We start from the raw sequence: 16,792 nt of genomic DNA on the forward strand, positions 1-16,792 counted from the left end.
GTCGTGAGCGGCGCAACGCACGCAGCGCGCGTCTACCGCGTGGGGCTGACCGGGAACATCGCCGCAGGCAAGTCGGAGGTGGCCGCGGTCTGGAAGCGGCTCGGCGCACCGATCATCGACGCCGACGTATTGGCGCGGCGCGCGGTGGAGCCGGGGTCGGCCGGCCTGGCCGCGGTGGTCGACGCGTTCGGCCCGGGCGTTCTGTCCGCGGACGGCTCGCTGGACCGGGCCGCGCTCGCCGACGTCGTCTTCTCGGACCCGGACCAGCGGCGCCGCCTGGAGGGGATCCTCCATCCGGAGGTCGCGCGCCTGCGCCCGCTCGCCGAACGCGAGGCGGTCACCGAGGCGCTCGAGTCCGGTTCGGAGGCGCGGCGAGAGGTGGAGGCTCCGGTGGTGGTCGTGCACGACATCCCGCTGCTCTTCGAGGTGGGGCTGCAGGGAGAGTTCGACGAGGTGGTGCACGTGCACGCTCCGGTTCAGACGAGGCTCGCGCGCCTGGTGGCGCACCGGGGCATGGACCCCGACAACGCGGCAGCCCGGATAGACGCCCAGATGCCCTCCGAGGAGAAGATCGACCTGGCCGACCGCGTGATCGACAACGAGGCGGGGCTCGACGACCTGGCGGCGGAAGCCACCCGGGTGTGGCGCCTCATCGGCGAGGCGAGCCTGAAGGCGTCGCGCGATCGTGGCTGAGGGCCAGGACCGGTTGCGCGTCGACATGCACCTGCACACCGCCAGGTCCTTCGACTGCCTCAGCGACCCGGTGGCGGTCGTGGAGACCGCGCTGGCCAGGGGCCTGGACCGCATCTGCGTCACCGATCACAACCATTTGTCGACCGCGCTCGCGCTCCACGAGCGCTACCCGGACCGGGTCATCGCCGGTGAGGAGGTGAAGACGGCCGAGGGAGTCGACGTGATCGGCCTGTTTCTGACCGAGCACATCCCCGCGGGCACCGGCGCGGAGGAGACGTGCCGCCGCATCCACGCGCAGGGCGGGATCGTATACGTCCCGCACCCGTTCGCACCCGGCAAGGGTGGCGACGGCCGCGTTCTCGAGGTCATCGAGGAGCACGTGGACGCGCTGGAGGGATTCAACGCGCGGCTCCACGTGCAGGCGCTCAACGACCGCGCCGTGGCGTGGGCCGCCGGGCGTCGCGTGCCGCTGGGCGCCGGATCGGACGCGCACACGCTGCGCGAGGTGGGTCGGGCGTACGTCGAAGTGCCGCCGTTCGAGATGACAGCGGACTCGTTCCTGGAGGCGCTGCGGAGCGGCTCGGTGCGCGGTAGGTTCTCCTCGTGGGCGGTGCACGCGGCGTCCACCTGGGCCAAGGCGCGCAAGCGTCTTCCGGGTGCGCCGAACGGGGAGGTGCGATGACGGGGTGGGGACGATCGACCACGGCGGTGGTAATGGCTTGCGCGGCATGGCGGGGGTCCGGATGACGACCCGGGCGGCGGCGCCCGGAGCGGCGGCGCGCATCTCGGCCGAGCGCATACCCGGGCTGGACGCCGTGCTCGAGGCGGTCGCGGCGGCGGAACGGGTGGCGCTGACGACGCACGTCAACGCCGACGGCGACGGGGCTGGCTCGGAGGCGGCCATGGCGGCCTGGCTCGCGCAGCGCGGCGTGCACGTCTCCATCGTCAACCCGACTCCGTTTCCCCAGGATTTCCGCTTCCTGCTGGAGGATCCGTCTACGGTGGCCGATGGAGGGACCGCCGAGGGAAGGACGGCGCTCGAGCGCGCCGACCTGGTCGTCGTCCTGGACACCGGTGACGCCGAACGCCTCGGCCGCCTGGCCAAGCGCATCCCGGGCAAGACGCTCGCGCTCCTCGACCACCACCCGCCCGGCGAGAACCCTCTTCAGGCGGCCGGCGTGGTGGACCCGGGCGCGTCGGCGACCGGGGAGCTCGTGTTCGACCTCCTGGTTCGCGCCGAGGAGCTGGGCCAGCCGGTCGCCTGGTCGCGCGCGGTGGTCGAAGGCATCTACGCCGCGATTCTCACCGATACGGGCTCGTTCCGCTACTCCAACACGGAGCCGCGTACGCACGCCATCGCGGCGGTTTTGCTGGCGCGAGGTGTGGACCCGGAGCGGCTCTACCGCAAAATCTACGCGACCGCTTCGCTCGCCCGCCTGCACCTGTTGCGAGAAGCTCTGGCGCGGCTCGAGACCGATCCGGAGCTGCCGCTCACCTGGATCAGCGTCCCGTTCGAGGTGGTGCGGGAGGTCGGGGCGACGGCGGCCGATTTCGAGCCGATTACCGACCACGCCCGCATGGTGCGGGGCACCGAAATCGCCATCCTGCTGCGCGGGGTCAAGGACGGCAGCACCAAGGTTTCGCTTCGCTCCAACGGGCGCGCCGACGTCAACGAGATCGCTCGCGCCCTCGGCGGCGGGGGCCACGTCAAGGCGGCCGGCGCGGTGATCGGGGCGCCGCTGGAGGAGGCCCGCGAGCGCGTTCTGGCCACCGCGCGGGCGGCGCTGAGGAAGCTGGCGGAGGATTGAAGGCTCCGCGGAAGGGGGGGAGCCCCCCTTGCGGCTTGAGCGCGACGACCCGTTTCGAGTAGGTTTCCAGCATGCAGACCCGTTACGAGCCGCCTGCTTTCACGGCGGAACCGCTCCTGGACGCGCCCGACGCGCGCTTCGCCGAAGCTCCCGCCGACGGCGTGCTCCCCGAAGGCTATTTCTCGACCACCAACCTGCCCACCTACGTGCGCGTCGGCGGCGACTGGCGGCTGCCCGAGCGGCCGCGCATGGATTCGGCGATCGTGCTGCTGCCCGACGGCACGCTGGAGGTTCGCGAAGGCAGGCTGGTGCGCGCCGGCCAGCCCGTCGCGCTGGGGCTCGCCGAGGACGGCAGCCAAGGCATACTGGTGCACCCCAACGGGTTCCGAGAGGAAGGGGAGGAGTCCGAGGAGTTTCAGTTCATGACTTCGGAGGTCAGCCGCGAGAAGCCCGTCGATTACGAGGCCATGGCTCAGGCGCTCATTCGTGAACGCGCGCACGGCGGCCACGTCGTGTGGGTGCTGGGGCCCGCGGTGCTGCACTCGCGCGGCCGCGACGCCGTGAGTTGGTTCGTGCACAACGGCTTCGTCGACGCGCTGCTGGGGGGCAACGCCATAGCCGTTCACGACATCGAGCAGGCCATGATGGGGACGACGCTGGGCATGGACCACAAGGGCCGGCCGGTCAGGGGCGGGCACGCCTTCCACATGCGCGCCATCAACAAGGTCCGCGGCGCGGGATCTCTGGCGGCCGCGGTCGAGCAGGGTATCCTCACCGACGGCATCATGCACGCGTGCGTGACCCGCGACGTGCCGCTGGTGCTGTGCGGCTCCATTCGCGACGACGGTCCGATTCCCGAAGTGATCCAGGACGTCGCCGCCGGCCAGGAGGCGATGCGGGAGCAGGCCGTGCGCGCGACCATGGTGGTGATGATCGCGACCGCGCTGCACTCCATCGCGTTCGGCAACATGCTGCCGTCCTACTACCGCGACGAGGGCGGAGAGCTGCGCGGACTCACCACCATCGCGGTCGACTCGTCCGAATTCCTGGTGAGCAAGCTCAAGGACCGGGGCACTCTCCAGGCGTTCGGCGTGATCACGAACGCGCAGGATTTCCTGCACGTGCTGCGGGACCACGTGCAGCAAGCCGCGCCCGCGTCGGTCGAGCGGACCTCGGTGGGGGTCGCGTGAGCCCCGGCGCCGAGCTGCGAGGCGGCCCGGTGGTAAGGGGCCTGGATCCCGAGGCCGAGGCGCGCGCGGAGGCCGGGGCGGCATACCGCGCAGTGCTGGATCCGCTGGAGGAGCTCCTGGGAGTGGACGCCGCGGACCGGATCTGGGCTTTTCCCCCGCGTGAAATCCGTGGCGTGCCCGCCGCGCTCCTGGTGGCGTCCGCCTTCGCGGAACAACCGGGTCGCAGGCGCCTCGTGACCGCGCGACTCGTGGTCGAGCAGCTTCCGGAGGGCGCGTCTCGGCGCCGAGAACCCTCCAGTCACGTGGAGGTTGTGGAGCAGGGCGAGGTGCCCCAGGACAGGGTGCCGGGGTTGCTCGAAGGCGTCGTGCGCAGGCTCGGGGAGGACCTGGTGGGCAGAGGACCGCGTGCCTTCGAGATCGGAGGTGCGGCGGACAAGTGGGCGGACATGAGAACGCTCCTCGCGGCGGAGCCTCTCGTTGCCGAGCCCACCCCGATCGAGCCATAGGGACGCGCGCATGATGGCCGGGCGCGGGACCGACCTGAGGAGGGAACGGTGAAGCGAGCTCAAGCGGCGGCGCCGTCGGCGGCCTTCGTCAACCTCTTCAGGCGCTACCTGAGAGAGCAGGGCCTGCCCGTCACCCAGCAACGGGAGGCGGTCGCCGAGATCGTGTTTTCCTCCTCCGAACATCTGTCGGTCGAGGAGATCGAGGAGCGTCTCAGGAAAAGCGGTGAGCGCATCGGCAAGGCCACGATCTATCGGACTCTCGAGACGATGGTGAAGAGCGGCCTCGTGGCGGAGCACGACTTCGGAGAGGGGTTCAAGCGCTACGAGCACCTGTTCGGCCAGGGTCCCGTGCGGGGCCACCTGGTATGCACGGAGTGCGGCACGGTGACCGAGGTGGAGGACCCCGAGCTGGAGCGACTCCAGGAGCGCGTGGCCGGCGCGCACGGATTTCGGCCCGTGAAGTATCGGATCCAGACGTACGGACTGTGCGCCAAATGCCAGGCGCGCGGCGCCGAGATCAAATGGGAGGGTCTCACCTGCCCGATCGACCTCTGAACGGCGGCACTCGGCCGGCCACGTTCGTTGCCTAACCGGCGAGACGCCGCGGCGGCCGGCCGCGGCACCGGCTCAGCGGCGCCGGGGGAGGGCTCCACCGTGCCCGACCCGCCCGATTCGCTCCGCGCGCTCCCGTGGGAGCTCCCGCACACGTTCCTGGGCCTGGACGAGGACGCGTCTCGCTTCGCCGACGCCCGCGCGGTGATCCTGCCCGTGCCCTACGAGTCGACCACGAGCTACGGCGGCGGCGCGAAGGCCGGCCCGCGAGCCATCCTGGACGCGTCGCGCTACCTGGAGCTCTACGATCAGGAGTTGGACCGCGAACCGTGGACGCCCGGCATCGCCACGCTCCCTCCGCTGGAGCTCAGCCGCGCGGGACCGGAAGCGGCGTGCGCCGAGCTGGCCGCGGCCTATCGCGCTCTGCTCGAGGAGGCCGACGGCAAGTTCGTCGTCGCGCTCGGCGGCGAGCACTCCATAACCGCCGAGCCGGTGCTGGCCTGGGCAGACAGGCTCGAGGCGGACGGCCGGCGGCTGAGCGTGCTGCAGTTGGACGCGCACACGGACCTGCGCCCGGCCTACGAGGGGACCGCCTACTCGCACGCCAGCGTGATGCACCGGGTGGCGGACAGGGTGGGCATCGTCGCGGTCGGCGTCCGGGCGCTGACGTCCGACGAGAAGCGCTTCGCGGACCAGCGCGACGGGGTGCGGATCTTCTTCGCCGATGACATACACGCCGACGATGGGTGGGTCGAGGAAGCCGTGGACGCGCTGGGGCCCGACGTCTACATAACGCTGGACGTGGATGGGTTCGACCCAGCGCTGATGCCGTCCACGGGCACACCCGAGCCGGGTGGGTTGGGTTGGTATCCCGTGCTCGAGCTGTTGCGGCGGGTGTGCGAGACCCGTCGGGTGCACGCCGCCGACATCGTCGAGCTGGCCCCGGTTCAGGGCCTCCATGCGCCGGATGTCCTGGCCGCCAAGCTGCTCTACAAGCTGATCGCCTACCGGCTCTGGATGAGCTCGGACTGAGGCGCGCCCCCCTTCAGCGGGTAGCGCGCGAACACGGGGTGCAGGTCCAGCGGGTCGCGCAGCTCGAGGTCCTCAGGGACGGTGCCGTCCGCGCTCAGGAAGAAGGGCCAGAACTGGCGGCCGCCCAGCGCACCGTGCGCGCCCACCTGGTCGTCGAAGCAGACGCAGGTATCGGACTCCGGGTCGTAGGCGCCGAACAGGACCAGGTCGCCGGAGTTGCTTAGTGCGGCCAGGTGCGCGACGGCCATCCTCGCCTCGTGCCCCGTGCCGTAGTCCTCCAGCGGGTTCTCGCCGTCCAGCACCACCAGCTCGCCCGCCGGGTCTATCACCGCGCGCCCTCCGCGGCCCTCCACGTGCGCGCCGTCCTGGAAGCGGGTCACCACCACGCCGATTCCGGAATGGGCCACCAGGAAGTAGTAGAGCGCCTGTTTGCGCGGATCCTCCTGGATGTGGCGCAACTCCAGCGGCTCGGGCGGGTCGGTCCAGTACACGTGCGCGAGGGAGGAGGAGTAGGTGACCACCAGCTCCCGGTCGTCGGCCACCCGCGTGGTCTCGGCGACGAGCGGAAAGACGCTGTACTGGCTCCTGAGCCAACGAATGAGCCGCGGACCGATCGCGCGCGTGATCTCGCTGTGGGACGCGTCGGCCACCGCCTCCGCCTCGCGCAGCAGGAAGTCCAGCGTCTCCCGCGGCGGAGCGTACACGCCCGAGCCCGCCAGCACCGCCACGCCCTTTTTGGCGGCGGCCTCGATGGTCTGGCCGAGCGTCTCGCCGTAGGTCATGCGATACGGCTCCGAAGGCGTCTGCCCGTGGTCGCTGAGCACGTACACATCATAGGGCCGGCCCGGGCTGCGCCGGGTCATGCGCACGATTTCGCGCACGCGGCGGTCGAGCGCGCGCACGCTCTTCATGGCGGTACGCGACGACGGGCCGAAGTGGTGCGCGAACTCGTCGTAGACGTTGTACGTGGTGTAGATGGAGGGGACCCCCACGTAGATGTCCAGCAGCACCGCGAGCGTCTGGAGTTCACGTAGGACCACGCTCGTGCCGATGTGCAGCAGCGGCAGATACCACCAGTACCAGGTGGACCTGCCCCTGAGCTGGCTGACGAAGCGATCCCGCTCTTCGCGGATGTACTCGAGCCCGCTGACCAGGACCATGCGCAGCGTGCGGACGGGGTGGAAGAGCAGCAGGAGCGCGACGCGCGTGCCCCCCAGGTTGGCGAGGAGCGGCTGCGGCTCGCGCGCGGCCATCGTGAACGCGGAACGGGCGGCGCCTCCGTCGAAGAGGTTGACGTAGCTCGAGCCGCCGTCCAGCACGCCGCTCTCGGGAAGCCGGTCGCGGATGACTTGCATGGCCGCGGGCTTGGAGCCGATGAGCAGCCTGTCGTCGCCCTTCTCGTAGAACCGGAACCCCGGGATTCCGTCCTTCGTGCCGTAGAAGATGGCCGCCTGGGCGGCGGGCGTGGTGCTCGGCAGGCCCGCCGCAAAGCGGCGTAGCGCCCAACCCTCCTTCTCGATCAGTCCCTTGATGGTCGGCGCGTAGCCGTTGCGGATCGCCCGCTCCAGGTCATCGTAGGCGAGTGCGTCCAATTGGATGGCGACGAAGCCGCGCCGGGGCGCTTCGGCTCGCATGCGCCGCTCCCTGGCGAACGGGAGGTACTTGATCCGATAGAGCAGGCGGAAGAAGCGGTCCCAGAAGCGACGTCTCCAGCCGCGCCGTTCGGGCTGCCCGGGCGGAGGCTTACCGCGGCCCGGCGGCGGGGCCGGGGGGGCGCTCGGAGTCCTGTCGGCGGCGGGCACGGTGCGGGGCACCGCCGCGGGTCAGGAGGATCCGCCGGCCGGTGCCTCCAGGATGGCCGGGAGCCGGCGAATCAGCTCGCGCGGCTCGATGGGTTTCGGGAAGAAGTGCGTGCAGCCGGCGTTCCGGCAGGCCATCTCCTCTTCGAATCCGAAGCGGCCCGTAAGCGCCGCGATCGGGACGTCCGCGGTTTCGGGCATCCCGCGCAGAACGCGCGCGACCTCGAACCCGGGGCGATCGGGTAGGCCCATGTCCAGCAACACGATCGCGGGCGGATGGTCCCGCGCCTGGGCGATCGCGTCCGCCGCGGTCCCCGCCTCCCGGACGCTGTAGCCGGCGTCCTGAAGGAGAAGCGAGAAGGCACGGCGCAAGAGGGAGTCGTCCTCAACGAGGAGGATGTCGGCTGTGCGTCGAGACATTGGACGAAAGCTAGAGGGGGCCCTAGGCGGGGACAAGCGCGTCACCGCGCTCCTCGACCTCCTCCTCCAGCAACTGCCGCCGGAGCAAGCGCGCGTAGAGTCCGTCCCTGGCCAGCAGCTCGGAGTGGGTGCCGCGCTCTACCACGCGTCCACCGTCGAGCACGAGGATGATGTCGGCGTCCTTTACGGCCGTGACCCGGTGGCTGACGACCAGGGCGGTCCGGTCGGGGAGGACCCTGGCCAGGCCGTCCAGGATGCGCGCCTCCGTGTGCGTGTCGACCGCGCTGAGGGCGTCGTCCAGGACGAGGATGGTCGGATCGCGGGCGAGCGCCCGGGCGAGCGCGGCGCGCTGGCGCTGGCCACCGGACAGGTTGATGCCTCGCTCCCCCAACATGGTGTCCAGCCCGTCGGGGAATCCGTCGATCGCCTCCTCCAACTGGGACACGCGCACTGCCTGGCGTACCGCGACTTCCTCGTCGCGTCCGTCGCCGATGCCGATGCGCAGGTTCTCCCGGATCGTATCCGAGAACATGAAGGACTCCTGCGGCACCACGCCGATGGCGGCCCGGAGCCGCGCGAGCGGCAGCGCTCGCAGGTCCAGTCCGTCGACCAGTACCGCGCCCTCGGTGGGGTCGTACAGCCGCGCCAGAAGGGCGACGAGGGTGGATTTGCCCGCCCCCGTGGGCCCGACCAGGGCCGCGGTCTGCCCGGCCTCCAGCTCGAAGGATACGTCGCTCAACACGTCCCGCTCCGTGCCCGGATAGCGGAAGCTCACGCCGCGGAATTCGACGCGGCCGCTCACCGCATCCAGCAGCGCCGGCTCGGACGGATCGGCGATGCGCGGGGCGGTGTCCAGAATGGCGTTGATCCGCGCCATGGAAGCGGCTCCGCGCTGGAACAGGCTCGTTACCCAGCCCAGCGCGATCATGGGCCAGACGAGCATCCCCAGGTAGGAGAAGAACGCCACGAAGTCTCCCACCGATATGCCGCCCGCGATCACCAACCGTCCACCCAGCCACAGCACCAGCACCATGCCGCCGCCGGCCAGGAGGGTCATGGCCGGCCGGAACAAACCGTTGACGCGCGCCAGGGCCATGTTCCTGTGCAGGTACTCGTCGGCGAGCTCGGCGAACTCGGCCTCCTGGGCGGCTTCCCGTCCGTAGGCTCTCACTATCCGGGCGCCCGTGAGGTTCTCCTGCACCATCGCCGTCAGGGACGAAAACTGCTCCTGGATGGCCTCGTAGCGCCGGTGCAGGAGCGAGGACATCCGGAAAACGAGCGGGGGCAGCACGACCAGCGGAATCAGGGACAGGCCCGTGAGGCGCGGACTGATCGACAGCATGAATCCGAGAGCGAATACCGTCCCGGCCACGGTATTCACCATGTACATGACCGCGGGCCCCACCGCCTGTCGAACGTTGGTGGTGTCGTTGGTCGCGCGCGCCATCAGGTCGCCCGTTCGCTTGCCCCCGTAGAAGGAAGCGTCCAGGCGCATGAAGTGCGCGAACAGGTCGTCGCGCAGGTCCACCTCCACGCGCCGGCTGAGGCCGTTCAGCAACTCGCGCATGCCGTAGCGGGCCGCTCCTCCCGCCACCGCGACCGCCACGATGGTGCCGGCCAGGAGCAGGATCGTGCCCACCTCTGCCGCGGAGCCGATCGCGTCGATGGCGAGGCCCACCAGCCTGGGTCCGACCGCCTGAAACGCGTTCGCGAACACCACGAGCACCAGACCCGCGATGAGAGAGCGCCGGTAGGCGCGGACGTAGGGCAGTAGCGTGCTGAGAGCCTTCACGATGGCATGTCGGTTGCCCGAAGTAGGTACGGACCCGCCCCGCTGGGGTCGGGCAGAACCCGATTGTACCGCGGACGCCGCGCAGAGTTCAAGGCGGCGCGCGGACCGGGGAGGACGACATGAGAAAGCTGATGATCGCCGTGGTTACGGCAATTTCGCTGGGGGCGCTCGGACTGGCCTGCGACCAGCGTGATACACGGGCGGACGCAACTGACGCCGCGCAGGTGGCCGCCGAGGTGGCCACTCGCCCGGACAGCGGCCTGACCACTCTGGAGGACATCGCGCCGGGTTTCGGGGAGAAAGAAGAGCCCGACGCGCGCGGCCCTGCAGGCGACGAACGGACTCCGCGCCACGAGGTGACGCCGGACGAGCCCGGGCTGGAGATCGGGGACGTACCTGATTGGCCCGTGCAGAAGGTGAGCGACGAGGGCGCCGACGCCGCGAGCGAAGCGGCCGCTCCGCCGGCACGGCCCGTTCCGAGTCGCACCGCCGCCGAGCGCGTGAATTTCACCCTGGATGAGATCCAGGCTCGCAGGGCCGGGACGGTAGCTGAGTCGGGTGGGGTGGTGCCGGCGGGCAGCGTCGTTCCGGTCCGCCTGGACCAGCAGATCTCGACCTCCTCGCATCGCCCCGGTGACGCGTTCACGGCGACCACGACCCAGCCGCTTCTGAACCAGGCCGGTAGGGTGGTGGTGCCGGCGGGCGCGGTGGTCCGCGGCCGCGTGACCGCGGTCAGCGGCGCGGCAGCCGACGGCGAGACGTCCATGCTAGTGCTCGACTTCGAGTCGATCTCGGCGGCTGGGACCACCTACCCCCTGACCGCCACGGTCGTCGAGGCCCGCCCCGAGCGGCGCAAGCGCACCGCGACCCGCGGCACCGCGGCGAAGATAGGCGCCGGCGCTGCGGCCGGGGCGATCCTGGGCCAGGTGCTGGGCAAGGACACGGAATCCACGCTGATCGGCGCGGCTGCGGGCGCGGCCGCCGGCACCGCGATCGCGCTGGGCACGCGCGACGTGGAGGCCGTGCTGCCGGCGGGCTCGCCCATGGCGATCCGGCTGGACGCGCCGCTGCGCGCGGCCATTCGCTGAGCCGATTTGGAATAGAGAGACGGGCTGCCCAAGGAGAGGGGGGGTGAGCGCCTGGGGCGCGAACCCCGGGCGGTCCGTCCGGGCCCCGTCCCCGCGGAGTTCCACGGGGCGGGGCCTCTTGCTTTCATGCAGCGCCGGCGTCAGTAGCCGAGCGCGGTGCCCCCGGAGCGCGGGTCGGCGGCGGCGCTCCACCCTTCGGGCACCCGCAGGATGGACGGCGCGCTGCCGACTCCACCGACGCCGGCCAGGTCGTGTCCGCGATCCCGCAGACCGGCGAGCGCCCTCGGGTCCAGTCCGTCCACCTCGTAGCTCAGCGTATCCGGCAGATGCTGATGGTGCACCCTGGGTGCCCTCACCGCGACGTCGATCGGCAGGCCGTAGTCCACCACGTTCGAGAGGATCTGCCAGGCCGCGCTGATGATGCGCGGGCCACCGCGGGCCCCGGTGACCAGCAGGACGCCCAGGCTGTCGCTCGCGATGGTCGGGGTCATGGCGGACAGCATTCGCTTGCCCGGCGCGATGGCGTTGTTCACCCCCTGGACCAACCCGAACGCGTTGGCCGTGCCCGGCTGCGCCGAGAAATCGTCCATGGTGTCGTTCAGCACGAACCCGGCGCCGCTCACCGTCACCTTGGACCCGTAGAGGAAGTTCACCGTGGTGCTCAGCGCGGCGGCGTTGCCGAAGGCGTCGACGACGCCGATGTGCACCGTCTCCAGCTCCTCGACGGCGTCTTCGGCGACGACTGGATCACCCAGGCCGGGGCCGATCGAGGCCGACCACGTGGCGTTGTCCGCGATCATAGCGCGCACCCGCTCCGCGTACTGCTCCGACTCGAACTGCGCGCGCGACACGTCGACGAAGTCCGTGTCGCCCAGGTAGTGGTTGCGATCCACGAAGGCCCGCCGCATCGCCTCCGCGGTGAGGTGCAGGACGGCGGGCGAGTGCCACCCGAGCGCCGCCAGGTCGTATCCCTCCAGGATGTTCGCGATCAGAGCGAGCGTGAGGCCGCCGGATGACGCGGGCGGCATGGAGGCGACCTCTACGCCCCTGTAGCCGAACACCACCGGCTCTCTCCACGCGGCTTCGTACGCGGCCAGGTCGGCGCTCGTGATGAGTCCGCCGGTGCGCGCCATCTCTGCTACGATCAGCGCCGCGGTCTCGCCCTCGTAGAAGCCCGCGCGTCCGTCCCGGGCGACGCGCTCGAGCGTGCGCGCGAGATCCGGGTTGCGGAACGTGGACCCGGCCGCGGGCGCCTCGCCCCCCGGCAGGAAGAGCGCTCGACTGCCGTCGAAGAGGCCGAGCTGATCCTTGCGCCCGTCGATCACGTCGTGGAAGCGGTCGTTGACCGCGAACCCCGATCGGGCGATCGACACCGCGGGCGCCAGCAGCGCCTCCCAGGGCAGCGAACCGTGCCGCTCGTGGGCCGCGAAGAGCCCCGCGACGACGCCCGGCACGCCCGCCGACAACGGGCCCAGGAGCGCTGCCTCCGTGACGTCGCCGGCGCTGTCCACGTACATGTCCGGCGTCGACGCGGCCGGAGCGCGCTCGCGGAAGTCGAGCGCCGTGGTGGTGCCGTCCGCCAGCCTGGTGATGAGAAAGCCGCCGCCGCCGATGTTGCCGGCCTCGGGATAGGTCACCGCAAGAGCGAAGGCCGTGGCGATGATGGCGTCCACCGCGTTACCGCCCTGTCGCAGAACCTCGACGCCGATCGCCGCCGCGGTCGAATCTTCCGTGACTACCATGCCGGACGCGGCGCGGGTCGCCACGTTGCGCAGCGGCCGGTGTTCCCAGCTCTGCGGGACCGCGGCTTGGACCTGACCGAGCGGGGTCGGTTCGCCGGGCCGGCAGGCCGGCAGCAGAAGGAGCAGGGCGAGCGCGCCCGCGACCCGATGCGCGCTGGCGGCTCGACGGTGGGCGAGGCGGTTCACGCCAGCGCCTCCAGCGCCCTCACCGCGCACGACGCGAGCGCCGCGGCGCCCAGCGGCAGCGCGGACTCGTCGATGTCGAAGCGCGGGTGATGGTGCTCGCGCGGCGGCTCCAGCGCGGCCCCCAGCCAGAAGAAGCAGCCGGGCGCGTGCTGCGCCAGGATCGCGAAGTCCTCCGCGCCCAGCATCGGCTCGCCACCCGACACGCGCTCGGGTCCAAGCGCGCCGGCCACCGCGGTCGCGGCGAGCTCCGCCGCCCAGGCGTCGTTGACCACGGGCGGATAGCCCTCGCGGAGGTCCAGCTCGAAGCCTCCGCCCAGCCCCTCGACCGCGGCCCCGGCGGCCCGCAGCGTGTCGTGCAGGCGCTCCCGCACCGTCGGCGTGTAGTAGCGCACGGTGCCGGACAGGCGCACGCGGTCCGCGAGCACGTTCTCGGCCACTCCGCCCGCGACCGTGCCGATGGTGAGCACGCCGGCCTCGGTCGGGCCGATCCTGCGCGCCACCCCCTGCTGGCACGCGAGCACCCAGTGCGCCGCCAGGACCACGCCGTCCACGCCCAGGTGCGGCCGCGCCGCGTGCGAAGCCACGCCGGTGACGTCCGCGTAGAAGGTGTCGCTACCGCCGAACTGCGGCCCTTCGCCGATGCGGAAGAGGCCGCTCTCCAGGTGCGCTCCTATGTGCAAGCCGAAGACCGCGTCGACTCCCTCCATGGCTCCGTCGGCGACCATGCGCATGGCGCCGCTCAGGTTCTCCTCGTCGGATGCCTCTTCGGAGGGCTGGAACAGCAAGCGGACCGTGCCGGCCGGGAGCGCGCTCGCCGCGGCCTCCTGGGCCAGCAGCCGCGCCGCGCCCACCAGCATGCTCACGTGGGCGTCGTGGCCGCAGGCGTGCATGACGTCGGGCACCGAGGAGCGGTAGTCAGCGTCGTTCTCTTCCTGGATCGGCAGCGCGTCCATGTCGGCCCGCAGCGCGACCGTCGGGCCCGCGCCGTTGCGCAGCTCGGCCACTACCCCCGTGATCCCGACGCCGGTGCGGACCTCGTACCCGAGGCCTTCTGCGGCCCGCGCCGCCACGGACGCCGTGCGAGTCTCGCGGAAACTGAGCTCGGGGTGCCTGTGCAGGTCTCGCCGCATCGCGACGAGGTCTGCCGCGAAGGCGCCTGCCTGTTCGATCAAGTCGGACATCGGTTCAGCCACGTCCTGCGAACGGTTGGGATCGGGGTCCGGCGCCGTTGCCGACGCGGACCGCCTCCGGCACTATGGGCCGGGAGCGGCCCAAGCTACCGGTCGCGCCGAACCGCCAGCAACCGAGCCGCCATGCGCCCAGCCCCCGATCACCGCCGACGCCCCTCCCCCCGGCGCGGATCCGGTACGTGAGGATCGTGGGGCTCATGTCGGGCACCTCGCTCGACGGCATCGACGCGGCTCTGGTGCGGTTCGAGGGCTCGGGACCGGGCGCGCCTGGCTGGCGGCTGGAGGGCTTTCGCTCGACCTCCTACACGGACGCTCAGCGCGCCGGCATTCTACGGGCGATCGAGTCCGGGGGCGCTCCCGAAATGGCGCGCCTGCACGCCGATCTGGGGGAGTGGCTCGCCGCCGCCGCGCTGGCGCTGTGCGCGCACGCCGGGGTAGGCGTCGAGTCCGTCGCGGCCATCGGCAGCCACGGCCAGACCGTCTGGCACATCCCACCGGGCGAGGAGCGCGGGGCCACCTTGCAGCTTGGCTGCGCGGCGACCATCGCCGAGCGCACCGGGCGCCCCGTGGTCAGCGATTTCCGCTCCCGCGACGTCGCCGCGGGAGGGCACGGCGCGCCGCTCGTGGCGTGGGTCGACCGCGTCCTGTTCGCGCACCCGGAGCGCGCCCGCGTGCTCGCCAACCTGGGCGGCATCGCGAACGTCACGCACGTGCCGGCGGGCGGCGTGGGTGACCTGCTCGCTTTCGACACGGGACCGGGGAACGTGCTCATCGACGCGGCGGCCGAGCGCGCAACCGCGGGCGCCGAGCGCTTCGACAGGGACGGCGAGCGGGGCCGGCGCGGCAACGTGATCGAGGAGCTGCTCCAGTTCCTGGTGGACGACCCCTACTTCGCCACCCCCCCGCCCAAGTCGACCGGCCGCGAGCGCTACGGCCCGGCCACGGTGGAGCGCCTGGTGGAGCGCGTAGCGCCCATGCGGGAAGACGAGTGGGACGATCTGATCGCCACCCTCACCGAGCTGACCGCGCTCACCGTCGCGCAGGGGGTCGAGCGCTGGCTGTCCGGGCGCGGCGCCGCGGAGCTGCTCGTGGGCGGCGGCGGGTGCCGCAACCCGTACCTGATGGAGCGCCTCTCACAACGCATGGGCGCCCTGCCCGTGCGCTCGATGGACGAGTTGGGCGTCGACCCCGACGCCAAGGAGGCGATCGCGTTCGCCGCGCTGGCCTGGGCCCACCTGCACGCCGTGCCGGCCAACGAACCGGGCGCGACAGGCGCCGAGGGCGCGCGCGTGCTCGGCTCACTCACGCCGGGCGCCGCGAGCGCAGGGGAACCGGATGTGCTGGACGGGTACATACGTCCCTGATCGCCGATTTTCGCCGTCAACGCTTTTGAAACGACGATGATGCGTACTTCGACAAACCGCCCTTTCCGCTTCGCCGCTCTCGCCTTGGTAGCGCTGTGCGCCGGCCCGCTCGTCGCGCAGGAAGGCCCGCCGGCCGCGGCGGAGTTGTCCGCGCCGGCCGCGTCCGGCACCGACGACGCCACGTACGCCCACGCGGTGGAGCTCCTGGACACCGCGCTGGTCAGGCCTGCCCGGGCCGACCAGATCGCGCTGCTGCGCCCGCAGACGCACCTGCTGCGCCGGATGCTGGCGGCCATAGCCATGGACGAGCGGGCGCCCGTTTACGCCCGCGGCAACTCCCTGCTCATGCTCGGGAACGGCGGCGGGCGTCGGCTGGATGCGTTCGCGGTCGCGCTGGACGACGAATCCGTGGACGTGCGCGCGGCCGCGGCCGTGGGGCTGGGGAGTCTGCTGGAGCAGAACCTGGACGCGCGGATCGTGGCCCTGCTGCGGCGCGCGCTGCGCGACGAAAGCCAGGACGTGCAGGTGCGCGCGCTCGAGGCGCTCGCCGACAACTCGCCCGACGCGCTGCGCGAGTACCTGGCGGCGGACCCCGCCGAGCCGCTACGCGGGATCGCCGAGACGATGGTCTCGCTCGCCGAGCACCGGGGCGCTCCGCTGGCCACGGGTCCGGCGGCGCTTGAGACCCTGTCCAAGACCCACGCGAGCGGCGCGCGCCTGGTTTTTCAGCCCGTGCGGAGCTGGCCGGAGTGGGAGGCCGCGCTCGGTGAGCTGCGGGTCGAGTTTCCGGACCGCCCCGTCATGGCGCTGAGCGAGCACGTGGAGGTGGTGGGGGGAGTTATCCCGGCGCTGTTCGCCCCGGACGGCAGCAGGGTCGTGTACGAAACCGCCCGCACCATCGTGGTCGTGGACCTGGAGGACGGCACGCGCCGGTCCATCGGCGAGGGCATAGCGCCGCGCCCCTATCCGCTCCGCGACAGCTTCGTCTTCTTTCGGGCCGCGGAGCAGCCGAGGCAGGGGGATGGGGGCAAGACCCAGATTCGCTACGACGTGATCGAGACCCCGCTGGGGGGCGGTGACCTGCGGCCGCTCGGTTCGGTCAACGCCAGCGTCGACTGGCTGTACCGGGGCAACTACAGCCCGGTGCGCTGGATCCGCGTGCGCGACGGGGGAGGCCGTTTCTCGTTGGAGGGCGAGTCGGTGACCAAGCTGATCCTGCCCGACCCGTTCGACCTGCCGAGCTGACCCTGACCTGGGCGGAGAGCTAGTGCACCATAACGGAAGTTTCGGTGGCATTCAGCGCGCGCTTCGGTGCACACCCACCCTCCGTTACGGTACACTAGCAGGTCGCTGAAAAAGGGGAGTGCGGCCGCGAGCAGGGGGCTTGCGGGCGTCCAGGGCAGGAACGACGAGGAGGCATAGCCTAAGCT

General features: G+C 71.5%; 15 protein-coding genes. 10 read left to right on the forward strand and 5 right to left on the reverse strand.

Annotation, left to right across the window (positions count from 1 at the left end; translation table 11 throughout):
- Nucleotides 1-3 precede the first annotated feature (3 nt).
- The 7 genes from coaE to speB all read left to right on the forward strand — a co-directional run bounded on the left by coaE (nucleotide 4) and on the right by speB (nucleotide 5,781).
- Nucleotides 4-693, forward strand: a complete 690-nt coding sequence (coaE, locus tag ABFS34_06295) for a dephospho-CoA kinase (GenBank protein ID MEN8375045.1) — start codon at nucleotides 4-6, stop codon at nucleotides 691-693.
- Nucleotides 686-1,375 (forward strand): PHP domain-containing protein, encoded by a 690-nt coding sequence (locus ABFS34_06300; GenBank protein MEN8375046.1) that lies wholly within the window; start codon nucleotides 686-688, stop codon nucleotides 1,373-1,375. Before coaE ends, ABFS34_06300 begins: the two co-directional genes overlap by 8 nt.
- A gap of 4 nt (nucleotides 1,376-1,379) precedes the next feature.
- A complete protein-coding gene (locus ABFS34_06305) occupies nucleotides 1,380-2,501 on the forward strand; it encodes a bifunctional oligoribonuclease/PAP phosphatase NrnA (protein MEN8375047.1) in 1,122 nt (373 codons plus the stop codon).
- 71 nt (nucleotides 2,502-2,572) lie between these two features.
- Entirely contained in the window at nucleotides 2,573-3,691 is a 1,119-nt protein-coding gene (locus ABFS34_06310; protein MEN8375048.1) for a hypothetical protein, read from the forward strand.
- Nucleotides 3,688-4,197 (forward strand): hypothetical protein, encoded by a 510-nt coding sequence (locus ABFS34_06315; protein ID MEN8375049.1) that lies wholly within the window; start codon nucleotides 3,688-3,690, stop codon nucleotides 4,195-4,197. The genes ABFS34_06310 and ABFS34_06315 overlap by 4 nt, the downstream gene beginning before the upstream one ends.
- Before the next feature lie 48 nt (nucleotides 4,198-4,245).
- A complete protein-coding gene (locus ABFS34_06320; GenBank protein ID MEN8375050.1) occupies nucleotides 4,246-4,752 on the forward strand; it encodes a Fur family transcriptional regulator in 507 nt (168 codons plus the stop codon).
- 99 nt (nucleotides 4,753-4,851) lie between these two features.
- On the forward strand, nucleotides 4,852-5,781 hold the full coding sequence (gene speB / locus ABFS34_06325; GenBank protein ID MEN8375051.1) for an agmatinase: 930 nt from the start codon (nucleotides 4,852-4,854) through the stop codon (nucleotides 5,779-5,781).
- Here the strand turns inward: speB and ABFS34_06330 are convergent.
- From ABFS34_06330 to ABFS34_06340, 3 genes are all read right to left on the reverse strand, one after another.
- Nucleotides 5,754-7,415: an alkaline phosphatase family protein gene (locus tag ABFS34_06330; GenBank protein ID MEN8375052.1), complete on the reverse strand. Its 1,662-nt coding sequence runs from the start codon at nucleotides 7,413-7,415 to the stop codon at nucleotides 5,754-5,756. The two genes, speB and ABFS34_06330, sit on opposite strands and share 28 nt — an antisense overlap.
- 189 nt (nucleotides 7,416-7,604) lie before the next feature.
- Entirely contained in the window at nucleotides 7,605-8,000 is a 396-nt protein-coding gene (locus ABFS34_06335) for a response regulator (GenBank protein ID MEN8375053.1), read from the reverse strand.
- Between the two features lie 22 nt (nucleotides 8,001-8,022).
- Nucleotides 8,023-9,792 (reverse strand): ABC transporter ATP-binding protein, encoded by a 1,770-nt coding sequence (locus ABFS34_06340; protein MEN8375054.1) that lies wholly within the window; start codon nucleotides 9,790-9,792, stop codon nucleotides 8,023-8,025.
- A gap of 119 nt (nucleotides 9,793-9,911) precedes the next feature.
- Between ABFS34_06340 and ABFS34_06345 the strand changes: the two genes are divergently transcribed.
- Nucleotides 9,912-10,880 (forward strand): hypothetical protein, encoded by a 969-nt coding sequence (locus tag ABFS34_06345; protein MEN8375055.1) that lies wholly within the window; start codon nucleotides 9,912-9,914, stop codon nucleotides 10,878-10,880.
- 140 nt (nucleotides 10,881-11,020) lie between these two features.
- Here the strand turns inward: ABFS34_06345 and ggt are convergent, their stop codons facing one another.
- Together ggt and ABFS34_06355 are read right to left on the reverse strand one after the other, a co-directional pair.
- Nucleotides 11,021-12,808, reverse strand: a complete 1,788-nt coding sequence (gene ggt / locus ABFS34_06350; GenBank protein ID MEN8375056.1) for a gamma-glutamyltransferase — start codon at nucleotides 12,806-12,808, stop codon at nucleotides 11,021-11,023.
- On the reverse strand, nucleotides 12,805-13,980 hold the full coding sequence (locus tag ABFS34_06355; protein ID MEN8375057.1) for a M20 family metallopeptidase: 1,176 nt from the start codon (nucleotides 13,978-13,980) through the stop codon (nucleotides 12,805-12,807). The genes ggt and ABFS34_06355 overlap by 4 nt, the downstream gene beginning before the upstream one ends.
- A 197-nt stretch (nucleotides 13,981-14,177) precedes the next feature.
- Between ABFS34_06355 and ABFS34_06360 the strand changes: the two genes are divergently transcribed.
- Nucleotides 14,178-15,362, forward strand: coding sequence for an anhydro-N-acetylmuramic acid kinase (locus tag ABFS34_06360; GenBank protein ID MEN8375058.1), 1,185 nt, complete (start codon nucleotides 14,178-14,180; stop codon nucleotides 15,360-15,362).
- 36 nt (nucleotides 15,363-15,398) lie between these two features.
- Nucleotides 15,399-16,607: a HEAT repeat domain-containing protein gene (locus tag ABFS34_06365; GenBank protein ID MEN8375059.1), complete on the forward strand. Its 1,209-nt coding sequence runs from the start codon at nucleotides 15,399-15,401 to the stop codon at nucleotides 16,605-16,607.
- Nucleotides 16,608-16,792 lie beyond the last annotated feature (185 nt).

Source organism: Gemmatimonadota bacterium (assembly GCA_039715185.1).
Classification (GTDB): Bacteria; Gemmatimonadota; Gemmatimonadetes; order Longimicrobiales; family RSA9; genus DATHRK01.

Coding starts and splice junctions, on each gene's coding strand:
- ABFS34_06345 (MEN8375055.1), top strand. CDS start 9,912: ATGAGAAAGCTGATGATCGCCGTGGTTACGGCAATTTCGCTGGGGGCG.
- ABFS34_06310 (MEN8375048.1), top strand. CDS start 2,573: ATGCAGACCCGTTACGAGCCGCCTGCTTTCACGGCGGAACCGCTCCTG.
- ABFS34_06365 (MEN8375059.1), top strand. CDS start 15,399: ATGATGCGTACTTCGACAAACCGCCCTTTCCGCTTCGCCGCTCTCGCC.
- ABFS34_06335 (MEN8375053.1), bottom strand. CDS start 8,000: ATGTCTCGACGCACAGCCGACATCCTCCTCGTTGAGGACGACTCCCTC.
- ABFS34_06330 (MEN8375052.1), bottom strand. CDS start 7,415: ATGCGAGCCGAAGCGCCCCGGCGCGGCTTCGTCGCCATCCAATTGGAC.